This window comes from Dialister succinatiphilus YIT 11850 (assembly GCF_000242435.1).
Classification (GTDB): Bacteria; Bacillota; Negativicutes; order Veillonellales; family Dialisteraceae; genus Dialister; species Dialister succinatiphilus.
The window spans coordinates 344807-370674 of sequence record NZ_JH591187.1 but is presented as its reverse complement, the minus strand read 5'-3'; the positions used below and the strand labels follow the sequence as shown (position 1 = coordinate 370674).

General features: G+C 50.2%; 23 protein-coding genes and 1 tRNA gene. 5 read left to right on the top strand and 19 right to left on the bottom strand.

The genetic code is table 11. The annotated features are described in order from the left end of the window. Positions 1 to 388: 388 nt before the first annotated feature. From HMPREF9453_RS01550 to HMPREF9453_RS01535, 3 genes are all read right to left on the bottom strand, one after another. Positions 389 to 760 (bottom strand): P-II family nitrogen regulator, encoded by a 372-nt coding sequence (locus HMPREF9453_RS01550; RefSeq protein WP_008858804.1) that lies wholly within the window; start codon positions 758 to 760, stop codon positions 389 to 391. Between the two features lie 12 nt (positions 761 to 772). Beyond that, a complete protein-coding gene (locus tag HMPREF9453_RS01545) occupies positions 773 to 2086 on the bottom strand; it encodes an ammonium transporter (protein ID WP_232217304.1) in 1314 nt (437 codons plus the stop codon). A 373-nt stretch (positions 2087 to 2459) separates the two neighbouring features. Then, positions 2460 to 3596 carry an acyl-CoA dehydrogenase family protein gene (locus HMPREF9453_RS01535; RefSeq protein ID WP_008858802.1) on the bottom strand — a complete coding sequence of 379 codons (1137 nt, stop codon included), beginning with the start codon at positions 3594 to 3596 and terminating at the stop codon, positions 2460 to 2462. 632 nt (positions 3597 to 4228) lie between these two features. Here HMPREF9453_RS01535 and HMPREF9453_RS01525 point away from each other — a divergent pair. The 4 genes from HMPREF9453_RS01525 to nhaA all read left to right on the top strand — a co-directional run bounded on the left by HMPREF9453_RS01525 (position 4229) and on the right by nhaA (position 8812). After that, positions 4229 to 4921, top strand: coding sequence for a TVP38/TMEM64 family protein (locus tag HMPREF9453_RS01525; RefSeq protein ID WP_008858801.1), 693 nt, complete (start codon positions 4229 to 4231; stop codon positions 4919 to 4921). 171 nt (positions 4922 to 5092) lie between these two features. Continuing rightward, positions 5093 to 5668 carry a cob(I)yrinic acid a,c-diamide adenosyltransferase gene (locus HMPREF9453_RS01520; protein WP_008858800.1) on the top strand — a complete coding sequence of 192 codons (576 nt, stop codon included), beginning with the start codon at positions 5093 to 5095 and terminating at the stop codon, positions 5666 to 5668. A gap of 33 nt (positions 5669 to 5701) precedes the next feature. After that, entirely contained in the window at positions 5702 to 7330 is a 1629-nt protein-coding gene (ptsP, locus tag HMPREF9453_RS01515) for a phosphoenolpyruvate--protein phosphotransferase (protein WP_008858799.1), read from the top strand. A gap of 267 nt (positions 7331 to 7597) precedes the next feature. Beyond that, on the top strand, positions 7598 to 8812 hold the full coding sequence (gene nhaA / locus HMPREF9453_RS01510) for a Na+/H+ antiporter NhaA (protein ID WP_008858798.1): 1215 nt from the start codon (positions 7598 to 7600) through the stop codon (positions 8810 to 8812). Positions 8813 to 9013: 201 nt separating this feature from the next. Here the strand turns inward: nhaA and HMPREF9453_RS01505 are convergent, their stop codons facing one another. The 7 genes from HMPREF9453_RS01505 to sppA form a co-directional block, all read right to left on the bottom strand. Then, positions 9014 to 9874: a YadA C-terminal domain-containing protein gene (locus HMPREF9453_RS01505; RefSeq protein ID WP_008858797.1), complete on the bottom strand. Its 861-nt coding sequence runs from the start codon at positions 9872 to 9874 to the stop codon at positions 9014 to 9016. Continuing rightward, positions 9871 to 10500 (bottom strand): hypothetical protein, encoded by a 630-nt coding sequence (locus tag HMPREF9453_RS01500; protein ID WP_008858796.1) that lies wholly within the window; start codon positions 10498 to 10500, stop codon positions 9871 to 9873. Before HMPREF9453_RS01500 ends, HMPREF9453_RS01505 begins: the two co-directional genes overlap by 4 nt. Then, positions 10454 to 10579 carry an ESPR domain-containing protein gene (locus HMPREF9453_RS12395; RefSeq protein WP_008858795.1) on the bottom strand — a complete coding sequence of 42 codons (126 nt, stop codon included), beginning with the start codon at positions 10577 to 10579 and terminating at the stop codon, positions 10454 to 10456. The genes HMPREF9453_RS01500 and HMPREF9453_RS12395 overlap by 47 nt, the downstream gene beginning before the upstream one ends. A gap of 526 nt (positions 10580 to 11105) precedes the next feature. Next, positions 11106 to 12167 (bottom strand): tryptophan--tRNA ligase, encoded by a 1062-nt coding sequence (gene trpS, locus HMPREF9453_RS01495; protein ID WP_008858794.1) that lies wholly within the window; start codon positions 12165 to 12167, stop codon positions 11106 to 11108. 125 nt (positions 12168 to 12292) lie between these two features. After that, positions 12293 to 14119 (bottom strand): glutamine--fructose-6-phosphate transaminase (isomerizing), encoded by a 1827-nt coding sequence (gene glmS / locus HMPREF9453_RS01490; RefSeq protein ID WP_008858793.1) that lies wholly within the window; start codon positions 14117 to 14119, stop codon positions 12293 to 12295. A 185-nt stretch (positions 14120 to 14304) separates the two neighbouring features. Next, entirely contained in the window at positions 14305 to 14895 is a 591-nt protein-coding gene (locus tag HMPREF9453_RS01485) for a YIP1 family protein (protein ID WP_008858792.1), read from the bottom strand. 10 nt (positions 14896 to 14905) lie between these two features. After that, positions 14906 to 15856 (bottom strand): signal peptide peptidase SppA, encoded by a 951-nt coding sequence (sppA, locus tag HMPREF9453_RS01480; RefSeq protein ID WP_008858791.1) that lies wholly within the window; start codon positions 15854 to 15856, stop codon positions 14906 to 14908. 174 nt (positions 15857 to 16030) lie between these two features. Between sppA and HMPREF9453_RS01475 the strand changes: the two genes are divergently transcribed. Continuing rightward, positions 16031 to 16106, top strand: a tRNA-Glu gene (locus HMPREF9453_RS01475). A 78-nt stretch (positions 16107 to 16184) separates the two neighbouring features. Here HMPREF9453_RS01475 and HMPREF9453_RS01470 read toward each other — a convergent pair. The 9 genes from HMPREF9453_RS01470 to HMPREF9453_RS01430 form a co-directional block, all read right to left on the bottom strand. After that, positions 16185 to 16520, bottom strand: coding sequence for a branched-chain amino acid transporter permease (locus HMPREF9453_RS01470; protein ID WP_008858790.1), 336 nt, complete (start codon positions 16518 to 16520; stop codon positions 16185 to 16187). Next, positions 16517 to 17230, bottom strand: coding sequence for an AzlC family ABC transporter permease (locus tag HMPREF9453_RS01465; protein WP_008858789.1), 714 nt, complete (start codon positions 17228 to 17230; stop codon positions 16517 to 16519). Before HMPREF9453_RS01465 ends, HMPREF9453_RS01470 begins: the two co-directional genes overlap by 4 nt. A 263-nt stretch (positions 17231 to 17493) precedes the next feature. Then, a complete protein-coding gene (locus HMPREF9453_RS01460) occupies positions 17494 to 18279 on the bottom strand; it encodes a gamma-glutamyl-gamma-aminobutyrate hydrolase family protein (RefSeq protein WP_008858788.1) in 786 nt (261 codons plus the stop codon). Between the two features lie 304 nt (positions 18280 to 18583). Next, entirely contained in the window at positions 18584 to 19801 is a 1218-nt protein-coding gene (locus tag HMPREF9453_RS01455) for an MFS transporter (RefSeq protein ID WP_008858787.1), read from the bottom strand. A gap of 338 nt (positions 19802 to 20139) precedes the next feature. Continuing rightward, positions 20140 to 21213, bottom strand: a complete 1074-nt coding sequence (locus HMPREF9453_RS01450; RefSeq protein WP_008858786.1) for a glycosyltransferase family 9 protein — start codon at positions 21211 to 21213, stop codon at positions 20140 to 20142. A 3-nt stretch (positions 21214 to 21216) separates the two neighbouring features. Then, positions 21217 to 22671, bottom strand: coding sequence for a D-glycero-beta-D-manno-heptose 1-phosphate adenylyltransferase (rfaE2, locus tag HMPREF9453_RS01445; protein WP_008858785.1), 1455 nt, complete (start codon positions 22669 to 22671; stop codon positions 21217 to 21219). An 11-nt stretch (positions 22672 to 22682) separates the two neighbouring features. Further along, positions 22683 to 23564 (bottom strand): L-serine ammonia-lyase, iron-sulfur-dependent, subunit alpha, encoded by an 882-nt coding sequence (gene sdaAA, locus HMPREF9453_RS01440; protein WP_008858784.1) that lies wholly within the window; start codon positions 23562 to 23564, stop codon positions 22683 to 22685. Positions 23565 to 23574: 10 nt separating this feature from the next. After that, the gene (sdaAB, locus tag HMPREF9453_RS01435; protein WP_008858783.1) at positions 23575 to 24237 is read right to left on the bottom strand and encodes an L-serine ammonia-lyase, iron-sulfur-dependent subunit beta; all 663 of its coding nucleotides are present in this window, start codon (positions 24235 to 24237) and stop codon (positions 23575 to 23577) included. Positions 24238 to 24411: 174 nt separating this feature from the next. Next, the gene (locus HMPREF9453_RS01430) at positions 24412 to 25755 is read right to left on the bottom strand and encodes an LPO_1073/Vpar_1526 family protein (RefSeq protein ID WP_008858782.1); all 1344 of its coding nucleotides are present in this window, start codon (positions 25753 to 25755) and stop codon (positions 24412 to 24414) included. Between the last annotated feature and the right edge of the window lie 113 nt (positions 25756 to 25868).

Below are 25868 nucleotides of genomic sequence, written 5' to 3'. Positions count from 1 at the left end.
ATGGAAGCGCTTCGCCTCGTGTTGCAGGAGTTTGCGGAGCAGCTTCGGGCAGAATATCCGTCAGAAGTCTTGCTGGTCGAATCGCTCTTGGAACGATTCCTGAACGATCTGCCCGCTCTTTGGATGAGTCGTCTGCGTGCACAGAAGTGTGCGTGAATGGCTTTCGACATTCAGTTCAAGCTGATTTATCAAGGCATACGGGATGTTTTCCGTGTGCGAAGTTTGAGTTATATATAGTTTAAGGGAAAGCGCTGCTGATCCAGGAGCCTGCATTTCATGAATCATATTTCACCATCCGGAGCAAAGCCGGAATTGCAGGCCAATCAATCGATGCTTACCTCAAGCCGTGAAAAATGATTTCCCCTTCTTCACAGCCCTTTTTGTTCACTTATGCCTTGTCATCGATAATGGCAGCGCCGCCTCTTTCTCCTGTGCGGATTTTGACAGCGGTGGTCAGTTCGGATACAAAGATTTTACCGTCTCCCACATGACCGGTGTTGCAGGTGTCGCGGATGGTCTGAATCAGTTTTTCCAGAGGTGTTTCGTAAATAACAATTTCTATTTTAATTTTCGGAAGCAGGTTCACCGAGAGTACATTTCCTCTATAGATTTCTTCCTGTCCATGGGTGAGGCCGCAGCCGTAGACTTCAGTAACAGTAATACCGGTAACACCGATTTCATACAGCTTGTCCTTCAGTTCTTCCAGCTTTTCAGGACGGATAACCGCATCCACCTTGTAGATTTTCTTATCTGTATTCATAGGTTTCACCTCTTACAATTTATTATACGCTCTTTCACCATGGTCGATAAGGTCCAGGCCCTGGGCTTCTTCAGAAGCAGTAGCGCGGACTTTCATGAAAATCCCCAGCACTTTGATAATCAAGGTAGTCATAACTACGGCCACAATGATGCCGGTCACAATGCCTGTCACCTGAGGAATGAGCTGGCCGGGATTTCCGTAGAGAAGGCCATCGGCACCGGCATCATTGATGGTTTTAGTACAGAAAATACCTGTCATCAGAGCACCCCATACGCCGCCCATGCCATGGCAGCCGAAGGCGTCCAGAGAGTCGTCATAGCCAAGTCTGGATTTGACGAAGGAAACGAAGAAATAGCAGATGAGCGGTGTGGTGATACCAATGAAGAAGGCTGCGCCGGCATCTACGAAGCCTGCGGCCGGTGTAATGCCTACGAGGCCGGTGAGGATGCCGGTCATAAGACCCAGGGCCGTCATTTTCTTGTGAATGATTTCTTCAATAACAATCCACACCAGACCGGCCGTACAGGAGGCAATGCCTGTATTGGCCAGGGCCTGCGTCATCACATCGTTGGCCGAAAGGCCAGCGCCGGAGTTAAACCCGAACCATCCCAGCCACAGGAAGCTGCCGCCCAGGCAGACATAGGGAATATTGTGAGGGCGGAGGGAAAGAATGCCATACCCTTTTCTTCTGCCGATCAGAATGGCCGCAGTTAAAGCAGAGAAGCCGGAGGTGACATGAATGACCGTGCCCCCTGCAAAGTCAAGGGCTCCCATATTGCGGATGAAGCCGCCCACGCCCCATACCATATGGCACATGGGATCATATACCAGAGTGCCCCAGAGAAGGATAAAAATACAATAGGCCGGGAAACGGGTCCTTTCCACAATACCGCCGCTGACGATGGCCGGCGTGAGGATGGCAAAAGCCATCTGGAACAGGGCGAATAGGATATGGGGAATGGTTTCAGAATAATCCGGATTGGCTGCCATGCCTACATCATGGAAAAAGGCCCAGTCCAGATTGCCGATGATGCCGCCCACATCAGGGCCGAAGGAAAGAGAATACCCATAGACAAACCACTGTACGGTAAAGATAGCCAGACATACCATGGACATCATAATGGTATTAATGGTGTTCTTACGGCGTACCAGACCACCGTAGAAAAAAGCCAGAGCCGGAGTCATAATGAGCACCAGCAGTGTGGAAATGGCCATGTAAGCCATGTCCGCCCCGTTCAGTCTGCTTCCTTCATCAGCCGCCATGGCCATTCCTGGAAGGAAACAGGCTCCCAGAAATGCCGGTAAAAGATATTTGCGCATAGTCATAAATTCCTTTCTGAAAAATAAAAAAAGCCGCCTGGAATCCCTGAAATTCCCATAGCAGCGCCATCACCCATTTTTATGAAATTATACAGAGGAGTTTCCCGGGCCCCTCTGCTTTTATACCGTTTTTATCTGCCCTTTCGCTCAATGCCACATCATGACCAGCACCTCCAACATAGAAAGGGCCTGCATACAAAAGTACGCAGGCCCTTTTGCCTTTTGTTTAACTATGCTGATTATTATACACAGAATATCCATAGATTGCAAGCTTTTTTTGCCCGGCTGGATGAAGTCAGAATAAGGAGGATGTTTCTCTCCGGCCGGTACTGACATTCATGCATTTCCCGTCTGTAAAGAATAAGAAACCGCCCACTGATCAGTACATAGCCGCATTGGCAATCACAAGACGCTGCACCTGGTTGGTTCCTTCATAAATCTGCATAATCTTGGCGTCACGCATATATTTTTCGTTCGGATTTTCCCGGGAATATCCATTGCCGCCCATAACCTGTACGGCGGTGGTGGTGACTTCCATGGCTGTATCGGAAGCAAAGCATTTTGACATGGCGGAGAAAAGAGATGCTTTCTTATCACCGGTCATCTGCATCCAGCAGGCTTTGTACACCAGAGCCCGGGCTGCTTCCGTCTTTGTCACCATGTCGGCGATCATCTGCTGCACCATTTCAAAGGAAGCGATTTTCTGTCCGAACTGCTTTCTCTGGTGCGCATAATGGATTGCATTTTCCAGCGCAGCCTGGGCAATACCCACAGAAATAGCCCCTACTACCGGTCGTGATTTTTCCAGCGTTTCCATGGCGATGCGGAATCCCATGCCTTCCCTTCCAAGCCTGGTAGAAGCAGGCACGAAGCAGTCATCAAAAATGATTTCCGAAGTTGCGGAAGCGCGGATACCCATTTTATCTTCTTCCTTGCCCATGGAAATACCTTTGGTATTTCTATCTACGGAAAAAACAGTGAGCCCCCGGATGCCGCCGGATTCTCTTGTATTGGCAAAGAGAGTGATTTTATCTGCAATAGGTGCATTGGTAATGAAGCACTTGGTCCCATTCAGTACATAGCCGCCGTCCACCTTCTTAGCTCGGCAGGAAACGGCGCCGGCGTCGGAACCGGCCCCCGGTTCCGTAAGGGCAAAGCAGCTCATGCCCCCTTCATTCAGGCAGTCGAAATAGGATTTCTTCTGTTCATCGCTGCCTGCAATGAGCACCGGGAATGAAGCCAGGGAATTGGCAGCACATACGGTAGCCACGCCGGCACATCCTTTGGCCAGTTCTTCACTGATCATGGCAATGGTCAAAAGATCCAGTCCGGCACCGCCGAATTCCTTGGGAACCGACAGAGCCGTCATGCCGGACTGCTTCAAAATTCGAAGCAGCTCCTCATCCATAACACCGCTCTTATCGATAGAAAGGGCCCTGGGTGCGATTTCCTTCTGCGCAATATCACGGGCCAGCCCTACCAGTTCCTTCTGCTTATCTGTCAAGTTAAAATCCATTTTCCAACACCTGCCGAATCAAAAAAAACAAAGGTTCTCAATCTGTCTGCAGCTCCTGCAGAAATATGTCCTTCTCATTATAACAGATTTATGCCTAAAAATTCACTGGGAATCCATAAAAGGAAAGATAGCATATAAGGGGGCGAAACGGTGTCATTTCTGAAAAACCATGGCAGGGCCTGTCCTTTGATGTATGAAGACCCTTAGATTGACCTCATCATGAACCATGAAAAGCCAGGCAGGGCGTTGCAGCCTTTTTACCTTTCCCCCTCTTTGTCCGCCCTCTCTCTTTTCCGGTATGCTCCCCTGCCATGAAGCAGTAACGTATCCCTCTGTTTGATTTTTCATAGCTGCCAATGGAAACGAATTGCAAAACTCCCGATTTTATCGGTATTCTAAACTTATATAGTCTGCTATGTATATTGGAAAATCTGATGACCCTGTATTATAATATATGAGATAAGAAAAGGTATTTGCATAATCTTGACAAATCGCTTACAATAAACACTGCTTTTCTAAAGCTTACAACTGACTGAAACGAGAACCATAAGATATATCTGTCCGGTACGCCGCTCCGCCGGGACAGATGACTGCGCCGATTTCCGGCTTGTGGGCGGCTAAAAGGATACATTATGATTGACAAATGTAAAAAGCTTATCGGACTTTTGATTCTGATTGCTGCTGCCGTCATATCCGTTTACCTGGTTCGTATGTACTATCCTGAATTTTATTACCATACCATCCACCTCACCATGGCAGGCGATGTGGACGGTCTGGCGGATTACATTTCATCCTTCGGGTACGGAGCTTTTCTTGTGAGCATTGGTCTGCTCATTTTCTGTAATGTCTTCGGGATTCCTACGATTCCCTTCCTTACAGTGAATGGAGCGCTCTTCGGCCTGCTTCCGGGGATTTTCATTTCCTGGGTGGGAGAAGTCATCGGCATTGAAATCAGTTTCCATATCGGACGTATCTTCTTCCGTAAGGAAGCCCGCCGTCTGATTGAAAAGAAGCATATGCTTACCAAGCTGGACAAATACAGCTGTGTGAAGAATATGGCTCTGGCCAGGGCTATTCCCTATTCACCCAATATTCTTTTCACTGCCATTGCCGTCTTAAGCAAGCTCACCAGCCGGGAGCATCTGAAATCTACCCTCATCGGCAAGATTCCCTCTGTAATCATTGAAGTATGGCTGGGCCATGACCTCATTTATTTCTCGGAGCACGGCACTCGTTTCATTGTGCTTCTTTTCCTCCTTCTGGCTGCTTATATCATTCATAAAATGTACAAAAAAAGACGCTGTTTTAACAACAAATGTCTGTAACCAAAGCCGTCATGGTTTCCATGGCGGTTTTTCCATGGATGAAATCGGAATCATCGCCTTTTGTTTCCCTTCTATCCATTGTATAATAGGGTAATGAAAGAATGACCAATCTATTCTTTAATTCGATAGAAATATCCCTTCCAAATGATATTTTCTGATAAGGAGGATATGATGAAAGGTTACATTCAAGTGTATACCGGTGACGGCAAGGGGAAAACCACGGCTGCCATCGGTCTTGCCATCCGCGCCATAGGTGCGGGGAAAAAGGTATGCATCATCCAGTTCATGAAATCTCTGGCCTACTCGGAGCAGAAAGTGCTCCAAAGCCTTGACGGCATCACCCTTATTACTTTGGGTAAACCTTATTTCATTGCTAAAGAAGGCATGCTTACGGAAGAAGAAATCAAGGCCTGGGGCGACAAGCTGGTGGTGTATCCTGCCGGTCATCCGCCCAAAGAATATCGGGATATGATACGGAAAGGCATTGATGACGCCATCGGTGCCGTTTCCGGCCCCTACGATGTGGTTATCCTGGATGAATACAATATGGCCTGCTGGTATGACCTGGCCACCGAGGAGGACACGAAGGAAATCCTTGCTGCCCGCCGTCCGGAGGTGGAACTGGTATTTACCGGCCGCAACGCTCCATCCTATATTCTGGATGCTGCCGACCTCATTACTGAAATGAAAAAAATCCGCCACTACTATGACAAAGGTGTCATGGGAAGGGAAGGAATCGAAGACTGATTTCCCCTGCGGAAAAAGAAAGGATTGCATAGAATGGAAAAAATTACAGGTAAAAGCATTTCCGGTATGGTTACCATCGGACCACTCCGGGTATTCCGTCATAAAGAATTCAGCGTAGAAGAATCGAAGGTAGACCGCCCGGAAACCGAAGTGGCCCGGTTCGATTCTGCCAGAAATACCGCCTCTGCCAAAATGAACCAGTTCTATCAGGAGGCGGTGTCCCATGTGGGTCTGGATAATGCTTCCATTTTCAAAGTATACCAGCAGATGCTGACAGAATCGGAATTTGTAGATGCCGTCCGCTCCATGATCCGCAGTCAGAGCATCAATGCAGAATCTGCCATTTCCCAGGCTGAAAAGAACTTCACCCAGATTTACAGCAGCGGAACTGATGTATACATGCAGGCCCACGTAGCAGACGTGCAGGAAATCGCCCGCATCCTCCTGCGTACCCTTCATCAGAAAAAAGCCATGTTTGCCGGCGATGAACCCTGTATCCTCTATGCCGATGACCTCACCCCCAGCGAGACCATCCAGATGGATACCAAAAAAATTCTGGGCTTCGTTACAAAAGAAGGCACCCCCACTTCCCACACTGCCATTCTGGCCAGGGCACTGGGCGTTCCTGCCATCGTAGCTACCGGCACAGAAGTGGATGACTCCTTTGACGGCAAAACAGCTGTGATTGATGGATTCTCCGGAACGGTGTATCTGGATCCCACACCGGGCATTCTGGCAGTGATGAAGGAGAAACAGGACCAGAGCATACGGCTGAAGGAACTGATGCAGCAGCTGAAAGGCCTTCCCAGTGAAACCGTAGATGGTCACCGGGTGGAAGTGGCAGCCAATGTATCTTCCGCCTCCGACCTGGCTGCCGTTCTGAAAAATGATGCCGAAGGCATCGGCCTCTTCCGCAGTGAATTCATCTACATGGGAAGAGACACTCTCCCCAGTGAAGAGGAACAGTTTAATATTTACAAACTGGCCATCGAAACCATGGCCGGTAAGCGCGTCATCATCCGTACCCTGGATATTGGCGCTGATAAGGAAGCCTCTGCTTTCCATCTGCCGAAGGAAGAAAACCCTGCCCTGGGCATGCGGGCCATCCGTATCTGCCTGAAGCGGCCGGAAATCTTCAAGACCCAGCTCCGTGCCATTCTCCGGGCCAGCGCCTTTGGCAAAGCAGCCATCATGTTCCCCCTCATTACCTCGGTATGGGAAGTATGGAAGGCTCGGGAAATCCTGGACGAAGTCAGAATGGAACTGGATAAGAAGGGCATCGCCTATGACCATCATATGGAAGTAGGCATTATGGTAGAAACGCCGGCAGCTGCCTTAATCAGCGACAAACTGGCCAAAGAAGTAGATTTCTTCTCCATCGGCACCAATGACCTGTCCCAGTACACCCTGGTAGTAGACAGAACAAGCCGCGTCCTTTCTGACTTCTTTAATCCCCACCATCCGGCAGTACTGAAACTGATTCAGATGACCGTGGAAAATGCTCACAAAGCAGGCATCTGGGTAGGCATGTGCGGTGAACTGGGTTCCGACCTTTCCATCACCGAAACCTTCCTCCGCATGGGAGTGGACGAATTCTCCGTAGCCCCCTACTCTGTACTGCCCCTGCGGAAGCAGATCCGTTCCATTGATTTAAGTAAATAAAGAACCGCCTCTAAGGCTGTGAAGAAATGAGGATATCCCCCATTTCTTCACAGCTTTTTTTCTGCCATCTTTCCAAAAACTTCCCGGGACAAAAAAGCAGGATGAAGCCCGTCCTCCCAGTCCTGTACCTATCTATTATTTATCAAATTCATTTAAATATATAGTATTCAATGCAATACATAAATATTTCGTAATGTGTAATGACATTATATGTATTATATGCTATTATTTGAATAGAATATTTCGTTTTCTTGAAAGGAGCTGACTATGAGACGAAAAATCGAATCCCTGAGCACCACATTTCTTTCCTTTTTGCGTTCCGAAGCATCGGGCGGTGTCATTCTTCTCATATGTGCCATCCTGGCTGTCATCATAGCCAATTCTCCCTGGGGCGGCGCCTATGAGCACAGCCTTCACACGCCAATCGCCATCGGCATAGGACCTTTTTCCCTGGAAATGGGACTTCTTCACTGGGTCAATGACGGGCTCATGGCCGTTTTCTTCTTCCTGGTGGGCCTGGAAATCAAACGGGAATTCCTCTATGGAGAACTCCGCACCAAATCTGCCATGATTCTTCCCGTCTGCGGGGCACTGGGCGGCATGCTGGTACCGGCCCTGTTTTACAGCCTTCTGAATTTTGGCACGGAAACCTCCGGCGGCTGGGGCATTCCCATGGCTACCGATATTGCTTTTGCCCTGGGCATTATGACCTTGGCAGCCAGAAGCGCACCGCCGGGGCTGGTGGTCTTCCTGACGGCCCTGGCCATTGTAGATGATTTAGGCGCCATTGTCGTCATCGCCCTCTTTTACAGCACGGACCTTGCATGGATAGCCCTGGCTTCCGGACTGGCAGCTCTTGCCGGCGCATTCCTTTTAAACCGCTTGAAAATCCGTTTCTTCCCGGCCTATCTAGCTTTAGGCCTTGTGGCATGGTACTTTTTCCTGAAAGCCGGCATCCACCCCACCATAGCCGGAGTCATTCTGGGCTTTTCTATTCCGGCAGAAGGGAACTGCAAAGTATCCATGCTTCATCAGTGGGAGAAGAGACTTCACCCCTGGTCTGCATATCTCATCATGCCCGTTTTTGCACTCTCCAATGCGGGCGTAGAAATTTCCCTTGCTTCTCTGGACTTTACTTCCCCCCTCCCCTGGGGCATTCTGGCGGGACTCTTCCTTGGAAAACCGGTAGGCATCTTCGGCTCTGTCTACCTTCTCCATAAAATAGGCCATATAGACATTCCCGGCAAAGCCTCTCCCCGGGAGCTGGCAGCTACCGGCATGCTCGGCGGTATCGGCTTTACCATGTCCATCTTCATTGCCTCCATCGCCTTCACGGATCCCGGCCTCCTGAACCTGGCCAAATTTTCCATTCTTATGGCTTCCACCATTTCTGCTGCTGCAGGTACCCTGGTGTTTCTCATAAGCGGCTCTAAAGGGAGAGACACTCTGCCTCTTTCCGAAATGGAAAAAATCCAGGGATAGGTGATGACAATTCCCGCGCCTTACTGAACCCCTGATGTCTGGAAATCGCTGATTTTCGGGCGCCAGGGGTTTTATCATGGAATAGAGCAGAACACCTTGCCCTGTTCGCAGCGCTGCGGGCAGATAAAGACCATATAAAAACCCCCGAAAGGTGACTCTTTCAGAATCACTTTCGGGTGTTTTTACTCTGCATCTATGAAATCAGCCTTTAGCCGCCAGCTTAAGAACCATAGCTTTCAGTTCTGCGATTTCCTGGTCCTGTTTGGCAAGTCGGGCCTTCAAATCTTCATTTTCCTTAAGCTTCAGGTTCTGTGCTTCCACCTGCTGCTTCAAGGCTATGATTTCTCTGGCCATAACGGTACGGGAACCTATGATGGAGTTTCCATGGCCCAGGCGGATGCTGACGCCTGCATTGACCATGTTTTCTCCGCCACCCCAGCTGCCGCCCAGGGAGAAGAGGGTATCTTCATTGGGCTGGTAGAAGGCGCCGATGGCACCGGCATTGGCATTCACATAGTGCCCGAAACCGGCAGCAAAGTTCCACTTTTCTTCCGGATTGAAATCCAGCGGATGAAGCGCCGCCAGAGCAGCTGCCCCGGCGCCAACCCGGTTCAGGCGATTGTTCAGCTTGTTGACAGCTCCATCTACGCCGCTGACCAGACCTTTCAGCTGGCTTACATTCACCGCATCGGTATCACTGGTCCCCGGTGCCACATCGTGAATCTGCTGGCCGCCCATAGAGATATTGCTGTTTGTAACTTCCACGGCATGGGTACCTTCACCGGCAGAGGCAATCTTGATTCCATCACTGCTCATGGTGGTATTTCCTGTGGTAACGCTGGTCAGCCCTGTAAGTTCACTGGACAGCTTGATATCCAGGCCGTCCTCAGCGGCCACCACACCGATGTTGCCATCCGTGAGTTTCTTAGTATCCGCGCCGCCGGACAGCTTCATGGATTCGCCCAGACCTCTGGAGACGGTTTCTCCGTCGTCTCCGACAAAGTCCCGGCTGCCCAGCTTGCCAATTTCCGTCTTGGCAGCCTCACCGGCAAGGGTCTTCACATCGCCGATATTGGCCGCGTTAGAATCATTGCCGTAAACAGCGTTGCCCTTATCATTTTTCCAGTAGCTCTGCTGGCAACATTCGTAATTTGTTGACTGCCTGCATCAATACCCTTATTGTTAATGGTCACACCGCCAGCCTTGATGGAGCCATCATTGCCGAGGTCAACATCTTTCTTCAGGCCGATGTTAAGCGACTTGCCATCGTCGGAAACAGCAGTCGTGATATTGCCATCCCCATGGAGGCCAATGGTACTGCCGAGGTCTGCCTTGACAGCATTCCCCTTGTCATCTGCCAAGCCGAAGCCGCCGCCCTGTTGAGCGTCAGTGATACTGCCCTTCACCTGCTGCAGCTGTTCTTCTGTAGCAGCCCGGCCAGCTTTGCCAAAGTCAGGCAAATTGACACTCTTATTCGTCAGGCCCGTGATTGTCGACGAACCATTGGCGCTATTGAGCGTGAGGCCGCCCGTCATAGTGATGCTGTCGATATTCGTCAGGTCCTTAGCCAACTTGATATCAAGACCATCACCAGAGCTATTGGCTACTACGCCGATGTTTTCGTCGGTGAGCTTCGTGGTATCAGCTCCACCGGACAGCTTCAGCGTGCTGTTCAGCAGGCGCGTCACCTGTCCGTTTCGCCAGTTCAGAAACTACAACGTAGCAATGTTTTGTGCGATTCCAAACCACCTTGTAAACTTTATTCATGAAATCTCCTTTGATCAAAAATGGTACACAGACTGCCGGTCTATGGCCAGGTGACACGAAGAAAATACAAAATCCTATACAGAAAAAAGATATAATCCCATAAACCACAAGAAAATTAATATGTCTTATGTTAATGCATTGCCTCCCCGAATGCAATAGTATTTATCGATACGCCTCGAAAGTTTTGAAAGTAGAGCACGACCTTCATCTTTGAAAAGTTATAAATGATAAAACCGCCCTATTGAAATAATAAAAAAGCGATGATACTGTAGTAATTCTGCCTATTTCCTTATATCTATTTGAACATTGATGTAAAAAGCAATTTGTTCATATACCTTATAAAAAGGGGTTTTAAAATTAATTAGTTACCTGAAGTTACTATTAATTAATTTATTTCTAACCTTTGTGGATATATATGAACTTAATACATATGCCTAGTCCCCTCATCCCCTCTTCCGCTGCCCCTTTTCCTGCAGCATAAAAAAAGACGGAGGCCGAAGCCTTCGTCCTTTATACAGATATGATTTTATTTTAACAGGTTGCCATCTTCAAAGTAGTTAATCCGCATAGCCTTTCTCACTCTCTGGAGAGTGCCATCGGCTTTGGCAGCCGCTTTTTCTGTGCCTTTCCTGAGGATATCCACCACATCATCAAGGTGCTGTTCCCAGTGCTGGCGGCGTTCACGGATAGGAGCCAGTTCTGCCTGCATCACGTTGTTAAGGAACCGTTTGACTTTGACGTCTCCCAGACCGCCTCTGGTGTAGTGTTCTTTCATTTCGTCCAGGTTCTTGTATTCCGGCAGGAATTCTGCGAAATATTCATCTTTGCAGAAAGCGTCCAGGTAGGTGAAGACGGGGTTCCCTTCCACGTGGCCCGGGTCGTCTCTCCGAAGATGGGTGGGATCGGTAAACATGGACATGACTTTCTTTTCAATGTCTTCCGGTTTTTCGCAGAGATAAATGCAGTTGCCGATGGATTTGCTCATCTTGGCTTTGCCGTCGATGCCGGGCAGGCGGAGGCTTGCTTTATTGGTGGACAGGACAATTTCCGGCTCCACCAGGGTTTCGCCATAAATATCATTGAATTTCCGTACGATTTCCCTTGTCTGTTCCAGCATGGGTTCCTGGTCTTCCCCTACCGGCACGGTAGTGGCGTCAAAGGCGGTAATGTCAGCTGCCTGGCTGACAGGATAGCAGAGGAAGCCGGCGGGGATGCTGGCTTCGAAATGTTTCTGCTGGATTTCCGCTTTCACCGTGGGGTTTCTTTCCAGGCGGGATACGGTGACCAGGTTCATGTAGTACATGGTCAGTTCCGGCAGGGCCGGTACCAGGGACTGGATAAAGATATTGGACTTTTCGGGGTCGATACCTACGGAAAGGTAGTCCAAAGCGACCTGGAGTACGTTTTTCCTGACTTTTTCAGGATTATCCGCATTGTCCGTCAGGGCCTGGGCGTCAGCAATTTCGATGTAAATTTCATCAAACTTGCCGGAATTCTGGAGGGCTGCCCGTTCTCTGAGGGATCCTACATAGTGACCTACGTGAAGGTGTCCGGTGGGACGGTCGCCGGTTAAAATAATCTTCTTCATATATGACAACTCCTATCCATGAAATATACTTTCTTTATTTTATGCTTAAAAACAGGTTTCCGCAACCGTGTCTGATAGAAAGAAAAGGCACAGGCCCCGAAGGATGCCTGTGCCCCATGTATTTCTTATTCCACGGTCACTGATTTTGCCAGGTTTCTTGGCTTATCCACATCGTTTCCTCTCTTCACGCTGGTATAGTATGCGAGAAGCTGCATAGGAATGACGGACAGAATGGGGGCAATGAAGAAGTCCACTCTGGGAATCCGTACGGTTTCCGTGGTGTACTTGCCCAGTTCTTTATCATCTTCATAGCCGATGCCGAGGACTTCAGCGCCCCGGGCTTTGACTTCCTGAATATTGCTGTACATTTTGGAGCTTACCGCATCCTGGGTAGCTACGGCAATCACAGGGGTATCGGCGGTGATGAGGGCCAGGGTGCCGTGTTTCAGTTCGCCGGCTGCGTAGGATTCTGCATGGATATAGGATACTTCTTTCAGTTTCAGTGCCCCTTCCATGGCGATGGCATAGTCGATGGAACGGCCCAGATAGAAAATGTCATGGGCTTTGATGAGACGGTCTGCCACTTCAGCCATATGGTCCTTTTCTTTCAGTACCTTTTCAATCTGCTTGGGCAGGTCTTTCAATCCATCAGTAATCTTATGGATGAGGTCCATGGAAATGGTGCCTCTGAGCTGTGCCATGTACAGGGCCAGCATGAGGAGTGCCACCAGCTGGGTGGTATAGGCTTTGGTAGAAGCTACGGCGATTTCCGGCCCTGCCAGAGTATAGACGACATGGTCTGCTTCCCGGGCAATGGAGGAGCCGATGGAGTTAGTCACGGCCAGACTTTTGGCGCCATGTTTCTTTGCTTCTTTCAGTGCTTCCAGGGTATCGATGGTTTCGCCGGACTGGCTCACTACGATGCAGAGGGTGCGATTGGTGGTCAGGGGTTTGCTGTAGCGGTATTCCGACGCGATTTCCACAGAAACCGGAATCTTTACGAACCGTTCAATGTAGTGCTTGGCCACCAGACCTGCATGGTAGGCGGTGCCGCAGGCCGTAATAAGAATATTGTCAATATTCTCAAAGCATTCCTTTGTCCAGCCCAGATCAGGGAATGTGACGGAGCCGTCTTTGTTCAGATGGATCTGCACCGTATCGCGGACTGCTTTGGGCTGTTCGAAGATTTCCTTCAGCATGAAATGGGGATAACCGCCCTTTTCTGCTGCTTCGGCAGACCAGGTCACTTTCTGGATTTCTTTCTTCACCGGTTTTCCATCTCTGTCAAGGATGGAGACCTGGTCAGCTTTCACTACCGCCACTTCTTCATCATCCAGAATGTAGATGTCCCTGGTATGGTTAATCACAGCGGGAATATCGGAGGCAATGAAGTTTTCTCCTTTGCCCAGACCGATGATGAGGGGGTTGTTCTTCTTGGTGCAGATAATGGTGTCAGGATAGGAGCTGTCCATAATCACAAGGCTGTAGGAGCCTTCGATGATGGAAAGCATTTTGCGGACCGTAGACAGGAAATTGCCATCGTCCAGTTCTTCCAGAAGATGAGCTACCACTTCCGTGTCCGTTTCGGACTTGAAAACGTGGCCTTTTTCCATAAGGTCCTTTTTCAGAGTCAGATAGTTTTCAATAATACCATTATGAACCACCACAAAATGATTGTGGCAGTCTCCATGAGGATGGGCATTTCTGTCGGAAGGCTTGCCGTGAGTAGCCCAGCGGGTATGTCCGATGCCGATATGGCCCTGGAGAGGATGCTTTTTCAGCTCGTTTTCCAGATTCACCAGGCGGCCCTGCTTTTTCTCAATGTTGATTTTTCCATTTTCATAAACCGCAATGCCTGCAGAATCATATCCTCTGTATTCCAGGCGGCGGAGTCCGTCAATCAGAAAATTCGTGGCATTTCCACTGCCTACATAACCTACAATACCGCACATAAATGGTATTCCTCCTTATATTCATACTGATTCAAGATTTTCATTTGTATAGGGAAACTGCGTGTATCCAATCCAAGTTATACATACGTTTCATATTATATCACAAACCGTATCTTTTTGAAATTGAACAGGCAGAGGCGCCGGGATATGATTTCCGGCGCCTCTGCCAACTATTTGATTCTATTTTACATCTGGGTGATCATAGATTCAAGACTCTGCATATCCTGCATATTGGCAATCCCTTCCACCGCCGCAGCCACACCGAGGGCCATGAGGGCGATGAAGAAAATCACAATGAGGATATAAGGGGTTAAGGCAATGAGGAAAGATTTTCCCGGGCGGAAACGATAATTCTGTCCAATGGCCGTCACATCCAGGTAGAAAGACCAGATCCAGATGGCAAAGCTTCCTATGCCGGACAGAGCGCCCAACCCCGCTTCGGCCAGAAAGGTAAAGAAAACAGAAAAGGCCATGGGCAGAGAAGCCGCCATGAATCCTGCCGTAATACCTCTGGCGGTACCCATGCCGCCCCAGAAGCCGGAAATATAGTCGATCACTGCGCTGTGCACCAGGAGGGCTGCCCCCATGAAGAGAACCATGAGAAGAAACTGCATCACCAGCCCCGGCCCCTGCTGAAACAGGGAGAGGGCCATGAGAAGCACCACAAATATCCAGATGAAGAATCCTTCTTTCAGCTTTTCCTCGTTAGTGATTTCCATCAAGGCCTGCCGGGGTGATATGATGAGGGCCATAGCCATATCAAGTAACTGATTCATACAATCCTCCTTACTTCATAGACGGCACAGAAGAGCCTGCCACAGACTCCTTGAAGGAATCGGCCAGCGCCTTTCCAAAGACACCGGACAGATTTCTGGCCTCGCCGGAAAGGATGCCCTTCAGGGAAACACCGCTGCCATAACTTTTCACCGGAATATTTTCACTCTGAATGCCGCCGCTGGAAGCTGCATAGCTCAAAGCGTCGTAATAATTGCCCATGGCGTCCACCAGTCCCAGGTCCTGGGCCTGCTTGCCGGTGAGAATCCGGCCATCCGCAATGGAGCGTACCTTATTTTCATCCATTTTGCGTCCGTCTGCCACAGTCTGTACAAACTGGTTGTAAATATCATCCACCATGGTCTGCACCATTTCTTTTTCTTCCCCCGTCATGGGACGGTACATGGAAAGGATATCCTTATGGGCGCCGCTCTTGATTTTTTCATTTTTAATGCCCAGCTTGTCCATCAGATCTTCCACATTGGTGTAATCCATGTACACACCAATGCTGCCGGTAATCGTGGCAGGAGATGCAAAGATGTAATTGCCCTTGCTGGCCAGCCAGTAGCCGGCAGAAGCACACATATCTCCCATGGAAATAATAATGGGTTTGCCGCTGCTCCTGATCTTATCCATTTCCTCTGCAATTTCCTGGGTAGCTCCCGTAGAACCGCCGGGGCTGTTGATGCGCACCAGGATGGCCTTGGCCTGGGGATCCTTCCGGGCCGTCTGGAACTCTTTCATAATCTGCTCACTGGTCACACCGCTGCTGCCGGAGAGAATCGAATCAGTGTCAGGGCCGCCGTAAATGGGGCCATCTATACGAATCACCGCCACATAGCCCTGCTTGGCGTTTTCCACGCCGCTGTCCTTCCAGAAATCGGAAGTCCCTGCCGCAATGGCTGCAATCAGCAGAATCACAATGCAGAGCAGCATATATTTTCTTTTTGCTTCTATATTCATAACCTGCCTCCTCTTCAGGAAATGATGATTTCATCCATATCAAAATCAGCTTACAGAAATTATAGCACACCCGGAGGGAGCCCGTCTTTCATAAATCTCAGGAGATGGAGAATCTTTTTCCTCCAATAGAACTCTTGCATTCAGGCGACGATTCATGTATAATAAGTCATACATGGCCGGTTAGTCAAACGGTTAAGACGCTGCGTTCTCAGCGCAGAGAGTATGGGTTCGAATCCCATACCGGTCACCATGGAAAAAAGAGTACTTACAGGTACTCTTTTTTTGTGCCATGTTTTCCCTTTTCTCCCTGAGCTGCTGATTCTTCTCGTCAGAAGATATACTGCACCAGAAACATATAAAAAAGTGTGCCCCCTGCCATGGAGAGAAGCATCTGCCGTCTCCAGAGATGCAATAGAGCCGTGAGCCCCATGCCCAGAGCTTCCGGAATGCCGTGACTGCCGGAGAGGAGGGAAACATCCTTCAGGCAGTACACCACCAGCAGGGCAAAAACGGCGGAAGGAAGTGCTTTCCCCAGGTATTTCACATAGCCGGGAAGACGGCTTCCCGGTTTGAAAATCAGAAATGGAAGAAACCGGGTAGTCATGGTTCCCAGAACGCAGAGAGCTATGGTCGCTATCTGCTGCCACAAAGGCATGGACGTCATAAAAATCCACCCGCTTTCTCTATGGGCTTTCTAAGCAGGGTAAGCACCAGAAGCATACCTGCCATGGCAGGTATAATGAAGGCATCCTTTCCGAAGAAAAGAAGGGAGAGTATCGAAGCGGCAAGGCCGATGAGGGCCGTGTAATGCTTTCCCTCCTTCAGCCACTGCTCCAGAAATACCACAAGGAACATGGTAGTCATCACAAAGGAAAGGCCTTTTGTATCAAAAGAAACAAGGGATCCCAGCAGGCCGCCGATCATGGCGCCGGAAACCCAGTAGGTATAATCCAGGAAAGACACCCAGAAATAGTACCAGCCCCTGTCCACATCGTAAGGAATGGTGGCGGAATAGTTCAGTGCAAAAGTTTCGTCACACATCCAGAAAATCAGGAAAGGTTTCTTCCATCCCGTTCCCCTGTACTTTTCCAGCATGGCCAGACCATAAAACAGATGCCGGGCCTGTACCGTCAGTGCCACCACCAGCGTCTGCCAGGGCGCAAAGGAAGAAAGCAGCATGGATACCGTCACAAATTCCAGAGAACCGCCAAATATGAACATAGCCATAAGGGTAGGATATATAAAAGAAAAGCCCAGGGTATACATATAAAAGCCATAGGCAAAGGCAATAAACCAGAACCCTGCAAATATGGGAATGGTGCAGGGAAAAGCCTCATGCAGTGCTTTCCATACCGGAGACGAAGAGGAATTCATAGGCCCTCCTTAGAAAAACAATAAAGGATACCTGTCCTGCTTTACAGGTATCCTTTATTGTATGGGAAAGAAAAAGAGAATGCAAGAGGCAGGGCGCCCTTTGGGTGCGAGAGCAGGCACCTCCTTCGCAGCATTCTCTCTCCTTTTAAAGGAAGAAGACCGCCCCTTTAATCCGGCACCCCGGTGCCTCTGACCGCACCTTAAAAGTGGCGTCCTTCTTTCAAAGACGCCACTTTTAATGATCATATATTATTTATTATCCCCTACCCCAGGCGAATCGTGTCATGGGTGGTGAGGTCCGGCGGGAGGAAAGGTGAGAGGCCGTGAACCGTCCGGCTGCCGGCGGCTTCGGTGAAGGCTTCGAAAATAGCCATATCCAAGCCGTCGTAGGTATAGGAGTATTCCGGATGCCACTGTACAGCCCAGAGGAATTTCTTAGACGGTGCATAGGCCGCTTCCACCAAACCGTCTTCCGATACGGCCATGGGCTTCAGGGATTCCGCCAGCTTCTTCACTGCCTGATGGTGAAGAGAATTCACGCCCAGGAAGTTCACACCCAGTCTTTCATAGAGAGGGCTTCCGGTAAGGATGCTGTTGAAATGAGCCACCCAGTCATAGGCAAAGTCCATGACATGGTTCGGAGCATGAAGGGTGGGACATTCAGCAGCAATGTCCTGATACAGGCTGCCGCCCAAGAGAGCATTCATCAGTTCCAGGCCCCGGCAGATACCAAGAGCCGGCACATCATGATCCCAGCAGTAATGGAACACCATAGTTTCCAGCTCATCCCGTGCCGGGCACACCGGCCCGCAGACCGGCCGTTTCTCTTCGCCATAGAGGGAAGGCGATATATCCTGTCCGCCGGTAAAGAGGAACCCGTCAAAGTCCTCTGCCATGTCTCCAAATTCCTCTTCTGTCAGATGAAGAGGAAGAATGACGGGAATTCCGCCAGCTTCTTTAATGGAATCCATGTATCCCGGCAGCATCCAGATACTTTCCTTTTCTTCGTCCCACAGCGGCATAACCCCGATCTTTGGCTTTCGCATCATCAACACCTCCTGTTTGACAGGAAATCTTCCTGTCTACTATATAAAATAATAATCCATTCAATCCCCCATAAACAAAAAGATGCTGCCATGGGGCAGCATCTTCGCCGAAAGCAAAAAGGCACTGATTTCTATCAGCGCCTTTGCCTTTCTGAAATTCTATGTCCATAGTATAGCGGAAACCGTATTAAAAGGCAAGGAGCCTGCTTAAGAAGAATTTTATAGCTGCTTCAAGAAAAATAAGGGTGCCTGGCTAGGTAAGAAGTGCCATGAACCGCCATGCATACAAATCCTGATGAGGACAGCTCTATGAATGAATCAACGCCTTCTTTTCCTTGACAGGCCGTGCGAAGAGAAGAAGCAGTGCGATTTCCAAAGCTCCTACCAGGCAAAGGCCCAGGGAAGTCCCCACCCCTTCAATAATGGCGCTCACCAGCAGGGAGCCAAAGGGCGCACTTCCCAGGAATACGAAGGTATAGAGTCCCATGATGCGGCCCAGGAATTCCTTGGGCGATGCCATCTGGATCACCGTATTGCAGTTCACAATGAAGGCGATGACGAAAAAGCCCAGAAGTCCGAAAAGAATCAGGGCCGGGATGAAATAGGGCACAAAGCTCACTGCCATGAGGAGCAGGCCGCAGAGGATGGCGGATCCGAAAATCATACCATGGGAAAGATGATTCCGGGACGCCCCTGCTAGAAGACCGCTGACCATGGAACCGGCACCGGCTGCGAAAAGAATGGAGCCGAAGCCGTCAATACCGGCATGAAGCACCCGGTCTGCAAAAAGAGGCCCGTAGGTGCCCATGTTCAGTATGAGCCCGCTCACAATGCCGGCGGCAATAAGGTTCTTGTAGATGAGAGGATTGTTTTTCGCCTGCATCAGACCTTCCCTGATTTCATGGAGAGGATGCCGTTCTTCCATTGTAGTGATGACGGAATTCACATCCATGCGGCTGTAGGCAAAAATAATGGGTATCAGGGACAGGGCATTCATGAAGAAAATAGTACTGTAGGAAAGATATTTCAAGAGGAACGCTGCCAGAAGAGGACCAGCCATACGGGTAATGTTGAAATTGGCAGAGTTCAGGCTGATGGCGCTGTGAAGAGCCTTTTTCCCCACCAGCTCCGGCATGAAGGCCATGCGGGCAGGCATGTCAAAGCTGTCAATGGTACCGATGAAGAAAGCAAAGAACAGTATCCAGCCATAGGTTTCATGGCCGGTCCACAAAAGAAGACCCAGAAGGGATGCCTGAAGAAGGTAGAAAAGCTGGGTTCCCAGAAGGATTTTCCGTTTATTGTGCTTATCAATCCAAAGCCCTGTAAAAAGGGTGAAAAAAAGGCTGGGTGCAAACTGGCAGGCAGCCAGCAGCCCCAGCAGAAAAGCAGAATCCGTCATGGTATATACCAGCCACTGCTGGGCAGTGAGCTGAAGCCAGAATCCAATCAGCGCAATCCACTGGGTCATCCAGAATATTCGATAATTTCTGACCTGCAGCGCAGGAAATAGAGAAAGAAGGTGCATAGAGCCTCCCGTAATTGATAGAAATATTTTTATATTTGCATGTAGATTATATCATATTCAACAAAAAAATGCTTTCTCCATCATAAGAAAGCATTCATGCAAATAGGAAAAAGGTGCCGCAGGGAAAGGGGACGGTGCTGCGCCCCGAGGGTTCTTAAAATGGACCAGCCCTCCATGCCGGAGGGTTCTTAAGTCTGACACCTTTCAGTCCGAGGGCTGTGGTGGCGGCTTCGCCGCAGGGATATGGCCTCTCCTGTGGAAAGGGCGTGCCTGTCCGGTGCTTATGCCCTGTCTTCCTTCGCAGATAGAGCCTGGTTCCATCATATCCTGCCAGCACGCTATTTCATCTTTTCCGACTTAGTCAGGGCCTCTTCTCCCGCCGCTATCACTTCTTCTGTGGTGATTTCTGAAATGGGAGTATAGTTTCCGGAAGCTATGGTTTTATTCACATGTTCCGGTCCCATGGGCATATCCCAGGAAGAAAGGGCTTTGGAGCAGGGGCCCAGGGGATGGTGGAATTTGGCGTTGCTGGGGCCGAACATGGCAATGGTCGGTACACCCCGGCTGTCGAACACGTACATGGGACCACTGTCGTTGGTAAAAGCCAGAGAGCAGCGCCCGGCAGCTGCCATGAATTCGCCCATGGAGAGCTTTCCTGCTGCCACAATGTACCTTTTCGATTCCATGGCGCTTACTGCCTTTTCAATGAGAGGAATTTCCGAGGGCACGCCGAAGAAAACGGGAATCAGCCCTTTTTTCGCAAAATGGTCAGCCACTTGTCCGTATTTTTCTGCAGGCCAGTTCTTTTCTGCCGTGGAACTTCCCACGGAAAAACCTGCCAGCCTGTCACCCGGCTGAATGCCCCGGGATTCATAAAACGCCCGGGCCTTCCTGTCCCATTCCGGAGAAGTAAAGGTACGCATGCCGCTGTGATGAAGATCTTTCACCCCCAGCCTTTCCAGTACCTTCAGATACTTGTCCACGGCATGGGAATTATAAGTTTCAATGGTCATGGGCCAGTCCATGAAAAAGGAATCTATCCGGGTCCCCTCTTCTCCGCCCCAGTGCTTTGGCCCCATGGCCAGGGCCAGGAGGGTGCTTCTGGTGGTGCCGTGGAGGGTCAGAAGGATATCCGGATGAAGTTTTCCGATTTTCTTTCCCAGCTTCCAGGTGGCAGCCATCCCCTTTTCCTTACCGTGGCGGTCAAAGGGAATGATTTCATCCACGTTGGGATTGTATTTCACCGATTCCTGAAAACGGGCATCCATGACAAGGATGATTCTGGAGCCCTTCGCTTCCCGGCGGAGCACTTCCAGAAAGGGGGAAATGGAAACCATGTCTCCGAAATAGAGCATGTAAATGAGGACAATGGTTTTGTTTGTCAGGTCCACTTGATAATGTTTTTCTTCCATGGCTTAGTCCCTGCGAATCTTATGAATGAGGCCGGTGGTGGAGTAACCATCCACGAAGGGAAGGATTTTCACTTCCCCTGCATACTGCCTTCCTGCCACTTCTTCTACTTTGTAGTCTCCGCCTTTTACCAGAATATCCGGTTTCAGATGGGACAGCAGCTCTTCCGGTGTATCTTCACCGAAAATAACCACTTCATCCACACTCCGAAGGGAGGCCAGCATGAAACTTCTGTCTTCTTCGCTGTTTACCGGACGTTCGGGACCTTTCAGCTTTTTCACCGATTCATCACTGTTCAGGCCTACAATCAGATGGTCCCCCAGGGAAGCGGCCTGCTGCAGATAGGTCAAATGACCCCGGTGAAGGATATCGAAACAGCCATTGGTGAAAACCACCTTTTCACCCCTCTCCTTCCAGAAACGTACCTTCTGTTCCGCTTCTTTCCAGGTCAGAGGCTGGTAGGAAAGACGTACTTCCCCTTTCCTGTTCCAGGCTCTGATCAGTTCTTCCCGCCGGACCTGGTAGGTCCCTACTTTGGAAACCGCAATACCGGCGGCTTTGTTGGCCAGTTCCAGAATAGTATCCATCGGAAGACCTGCGGCCACGGCGGAGGCGGTGACAGCCATGACCGTATCACCGGCGCCGGATACGTCGAAGACGTCCTGGGCGGCGGAAGCCCGATGAATGGCACCCTTTTCGCTGATGCAGGTAATGCCCTTTTCCGACCGGGTGACAAAAAGATGGGTAAGATGGTACTTTTCCCGCACTTTCTTCCCTGCTTCTTCCACTGCCTTGTCATCATTGGGAATTTCTCTGCCCACGCAGTCCGACAGTTCCTTCAGATTAGGCGTAATGCCAAAGGCGCCGTCATACTTGGTCCAGTCGGACCCCTTGGGGTCCACCAGCACCGGTACCTTATATGTCCGGGCAAGAGCAATCACCTTTTCTGAAAGTCCGGCGGTAATCATGCCTTTGCCGTAATCGGAAAGGACAATGACCCCAAGACCCCGGGCCAGAAGATTTTCCAGCCATTCCAGCACAAAACAGCATTCTTCAGGAGAAGGATTCTTCTTTTCCTCGTAATCAAGGCGCATCATCTGCTGACGGGCGCCAAGGATCCGTATTTTGGCAGTGGTGTGGTAATGCTCGGCACAAATCATACCGGACATATCAATGCCTGCCTGTTCCATGAGGGAGGTAAGCACCGCTCCGTCCGCATCATGGCCCTTCATACCGCAGGCATAGACCTGGCAGGAAAGAGCCGCCAGATTGGCTGCCGTATTGGCAGCGCCGCCGGGTACTTCCCGCTGGGATTCCACCAGGTTCACCGGCACCGGAGCCTCCGGAGAAATGCGATTCACCCTGCCTGTAATATAGCGGTCAGTCATCATATCGCCAATCACTGCCACTTTAATCTCTGTGATTTCTTTTTCTAAAAAACGTACTCCGTCCTGCTGCATAGATACTCCTGCTATTTCACCATAGCCGACTTTTTCAGGATTTCCTCATTGATTCTGCGGCCTGTCTTCGTAACTGCCAGGCCGGCGCGGCTAGTTTCCTTCAATTCTACGGGGAGGCGTCGTCCCACGTCCCCCATGGCCTCGATTACCTCATCGGGAGGGATGACGCTTTCGATGCCGTTCATGGCCATTTCCACCGCCAGAAGGGCATGGACTGCGTGAAAGGCGTTTCGCTTCACGCAGGGCACTTCCACCAGTCCCCCTACCGGATCGCATACCAGACCCAGTATATTTTTCAGAGCCAGGGCAAAGGCATTTCCTATCTGCCTGGTGGACCCTTTCAGAAGATCCACCGCAGCTGCCGCGGCCATGCCGCAGGCGGCGCCGCATTCGGCCTGGCATCCCCCTACGGCACCGGCAATGGATGCCTTTTCTGCAATCACCCTGCCAATGGCGCCGGCTGTAAAGAGGGCGCAGGTGATGTCATACATGGAAGCATTGGTTTCTTCCGCCACCGCAGAAAGGACAGCGGGAACGATGCCGCAGGAGCCTGCTGTAGGGCAGGCTACGATGCGGTACATTTTCGCATTGGCCTCCGCCGTAGCAATGGCATAGGAGGCAGCCCGCTGGCACAGAGGGGAAATGAAGCGCATGTGTCCGGTAAACAGGCGGTTTGCATCGCCGCCCACGAGGCCGCTGGCTGATTTGGAGGTATCGGACAGTCCCTTTTGGATGGACTCCCTGAAAATAGGAATGGTATATTTCATGCGGGCCCAGATTTCCTCATAACTTTTCCCGCTTTCTTCTGCTTCCACACGGCAGGCAATAATGCCGGGAGAGCATTTTTCTGCGTCTGCCACGGCAAACAGTTCTTTCATAGAATGATATTCCATAAAGCCCTCCTCAAATAATATCCAAAGCCATGACGTAGGTAATGTTCTCGTTGGAATTCTTCACTTTTTCCGCCACTGCCGGAGGTACAGGCTGGTCAGTGTGAATGATCATGACCGCATCGCTTCCCTTGCCCTTGCGGAAAAGACGCATGGTGGAAATATTAATCTTCTCTTTAGCCAGCTCTTCACACACCTTTGCCACCACCCCGGGCTTATCATAGTGCCTGGTGAGGAGGGTATACTCTTCCCCTGTGATTTCCACATCGTAACCGTCGATATTGGTCACCATAATGCGGCCGCCGCCAAGGGAGCGGCCCACCACCACCACATGGGCACCGTGAATGCCGTAGGCTTCAATCCTGGCCACATTGGGATGGCCCATATCCTCTTCCGAAAGATAGAAAGAAATATCGATGCCCTTCTCTTTCGCTATGTTCAAAGCATCGCGAATGGTGCCGCTGTCCGGCGAATAGCCCATAAGGCCTGCTGCCAGAGCCCGGTCGGTGCCATGGCCTTTGCCGGTTTTTGCAAAGGACCCGTAAAGCGTGATTCTGGCTTCCTTCACCGGTTCCCCCAGGATAGCCCGGGCGGTCTGCCCGATTCTGGCCGCTCCGGCGGTGTGGGAGCTGGAAGGCCCTACCATCACCGGTCCAATGATATCAAAGATTCCCATGTTACCCCACCTTTTCAAATGATAGAAACGTTGACGACTCCGTCAAAAGACTTATGAAATCCAATCCCTGCCCCGCTTTTTGGAAACAAAAGAAAATCTGCCGCAGGACGGCAGATTTTGAATATTCCCCAATCCAAAGCCAACCGGCGCAAGGAAGCTCTTTTTATCATGGAGTTACATCCAGTGGCTGAGATCGAAATCTTCGCCAATGGTTTCACGGATACAGATTTTTGCAATGTACATGCCCATCAGAGTGAGGGAAGAACGGCGGATCATGCTGTTATCCCAGATATTCTGCAGCTTCTCCAGATCCGGGGACACCTTGCTGAGAATATATCCCATTTCCTTCCGGTCATAATTCACAGGACGGGATTCCACCAGCGCCAGGATGCTCCTTCTGGTAACCTCATCATCCAGACCCATGTCATCAAAGAGACCTGCCAGGGTGGATTCATCCACTGCCGCCGGCTTGATATAGGAATTATAGAGACTGGGCACCAAAGTGCCTTCCGGCCAGGCGCTGTACACCGAAGCCAGCTCACTCTTCATGCAGCCCCGGAAGGCGAAAATCAAAGGATAGGATTCATGAAGCACCTGGCCGAAGGGAATGTCCTTATTGGCCAGAGATACGCAGTGGAGATACTCCAGCTGCTGATAGCCTGTATACTCATCGGGCAGCTTGTAAAGGAAGGGCGTAATGTACTTTTCCGCATACTTTCTCAAATGTTCTGCATCCACATTGTCCGTATTTCTGGAATAGTGGAAAATGAGAAGGAGCGCCAGGGCATGGAATTCACTTTCCTCCATGCGGGGCATGGCCTTCAGTGCATCATAGGCCAGGATAGTCTTCGTATCAGACCGGCTGCCTCTGGCTACGTCGGAAAAGGCATCGGTCACCATTTCCAGCACCGTCGGCGTAGGCATCATCACATAGGTGCGCTGGGCGTTCTGCATGGCTTCCTGCACCATAATATGGGTCAGCGTATCCACAGCTTCCCGGTTCTTCATATGGAGCCCTTCGATGAGATGCTGGGTGACCCGGCGGGTATCCTGCTCCACCGTAGAAGAAACAGCACCGTAGCGGTTCAGGAAATGACGGACAAAGTATTCCTCCAGCGATGTAAGATCCGGCGCCGAAGTAAACACATGAGGTTCTTTTTCCGGCGGGAACGGACTGCCGGTACTGGCAGCAGAGAAGGCATCCCGGGCTTTGGATTCGCCAAAATCCTTCCTGGTGAACACTTTCGTCTTTTCCTCTTCCTCCTCATCAAAACGCACGGGAGCGGGGCGCTTCGGTTTCACAGGAATAATCCGGGTAGCATCATCCACGGGAGCGGCCTTATGGACAGGAGGCTTCTTCTCCTTTTCCAAATCAGGAAGCCCCTTCTTTTCCTCCACTCCGTTCTCCATTTCTTCTGCTTTTCTGCGCTTCATGGGGAAACCGCAGATAATGAAGTAGGAAACGGCAAAGAAAAGCGCTGCTACCGCAGCGAGCACTATATAAGGAATAATAACCATGAAATCTCCTCATTCTCATAAACTGACATAAATTCAGTTACATGGTATCATATTTTCGGATTCACTTCAATCATACCATGGTACCCATAGTATAATAACATTACTATAAATGC

Bases quoted from the DNA above. Each gene is read 5' to 3' on its own strand.
- HMPREF9453_RS01550 (WP_008858804.1), bottom strand. From the start codon at position 760: ATGAATACAGATAAGAAAATCTACAAGGTGGATGCGGTTATCCGTCCT.
- HMPREF9453_RS01545 (WP_232217304.1), bottom strand. From the start codon at position 2,086: ATGACTATGCGCAAATATCTTTTACCGGCATTTCTGGGAGCCTGTTTC.
- HMPREF9453_RS01535 (WP_008858802.1), bottom strand. From the start codon at position 3,596: ATGGATTTTAACTTGACAGATAAGCAGAAGGAACTGGTAGGGCTGGCC.
- HMPREF9453_RS01525 (WP_008858801.1), top strand. From the start codon at position 4,229: ATGATTGACAAATGTAAAAAGCTTATCGGACTTTTGATTCTGATTGCT.
- HMPREF9453_RS01520 (WP_008858800.1), top strand. From the start codon at position 5,093: ATGAAAGGTTACATTCAAGTGTATACCGGTGACGGCAAGGGGAAAACC.
- ptsP (WP_008858799.1), top strand. From the start codon at position 5,702: ATGGAAAAAATTACAGGTAAAAGCATTTCCGGTATGGTTACCATCGGA.
- nhaA (WP_008858798.1), top strand. From the start codon at position 7,598: ATGAGACGAAAAATCGAATCCCTGAGCACCACATTTCTTTCCTTTTTG.
- HMPREF9453_RS12395 (WP_008858795.1), bottom strand. From the start codon at position 10,579: ATGAATAAAGTTTACAAGGTGGTTTGGAATCGCACAAAACATTGCTAC.
- trpS (WP_008858794.1), bottom strand. From the start codon at position 12,167: ATGAAGAAGATTATTTTAACCGGCGACCGTCCCACCGGACACCTTCAC.
- glmS (WP_008858793.1), bottom strand. From the start codon at position 14,119: ATGTGCGGTATTGTAGGTTATGTAGGCAGTGGAAATGCCACGAATTTT.
- HMPREF9453_RS01485 (WP_008858792.1), bottom strand. From the start codon at position 14,895: ATGAATCAGTTACTTGATATGGCTATGGCCCTCATCATATCACCCCGG.
- sppA (WP_008858791.1), bottom strand. From the start codon at position 15,856: ATGAATATAGAAGCAAAAAGAAAATATATGCTGCTCTGCATTGTGATT.
- HMPREF9453_RS01470 (WP_008858790.1), bottom strand. From the start codon at position 16,520: ATGACGTCCATGCCTTTGTGGCAGCAGATAGCGACCATAGCTCTCTGC.
- HMPREF9453_RS01465 (WP_008858789.1), bottom strand. From the start codon at position 17,230: ATGAATTCCTCTTCGTCTCCGGTATGGAAAGCACTGCATGAGGCTTTT.
- HMPREF9453_RS01460 (WP_008858788.1), bottom strand. From the start codon at position 18,279: ATGATGCGAAAGCCAAAGATCGGGGTTATGCCGCTGTGGGACGAAGAA.
- HMPREF9453_RS01455 (WP_008858787.1), bottom strand. From the start codon at position 19,801: ATGCACCTTCTTTCTCTATTTCCTGCGCTGCAGGTCAGAAATTATCGA.
- HMPREF9453_RS01450 (WP_008858786.1), bottom strand. From the start codon at position 21,213: ATGGAAGAAAAACATTATCAAGTGGACCTGACAAACAAAACCATTGTC.
- rfaE2 (WP_008858785.1), bottom strand. From the start codon at position 22,671: ATGCAGCAGGACGGAGTACGTTTTTTAGAAAAAGAAATCACAGAGATT.
- sdaAA (WP_008858784.1), bottom strand. From the start codon at position 23,564: ATGGAATATCATTCTATGAAAGAACTGTTTGCCGTGGCAGACGCAGAA.
- sdaAB (WP_008858783.1), bottom strand. From the start codon at position 24,237: ATGGGAATCTTTGATATCATTGGACCGGTGATGGTAGGGCCTTCCAGC.
- HMPREF9453_RS01430 (WP_008858782.1), bottom strand. From the start codon at position 25,755: ATGGTTATTATTCCTTATATAGTGCTCGCTGCGGTAGCAGCGCTTTTC.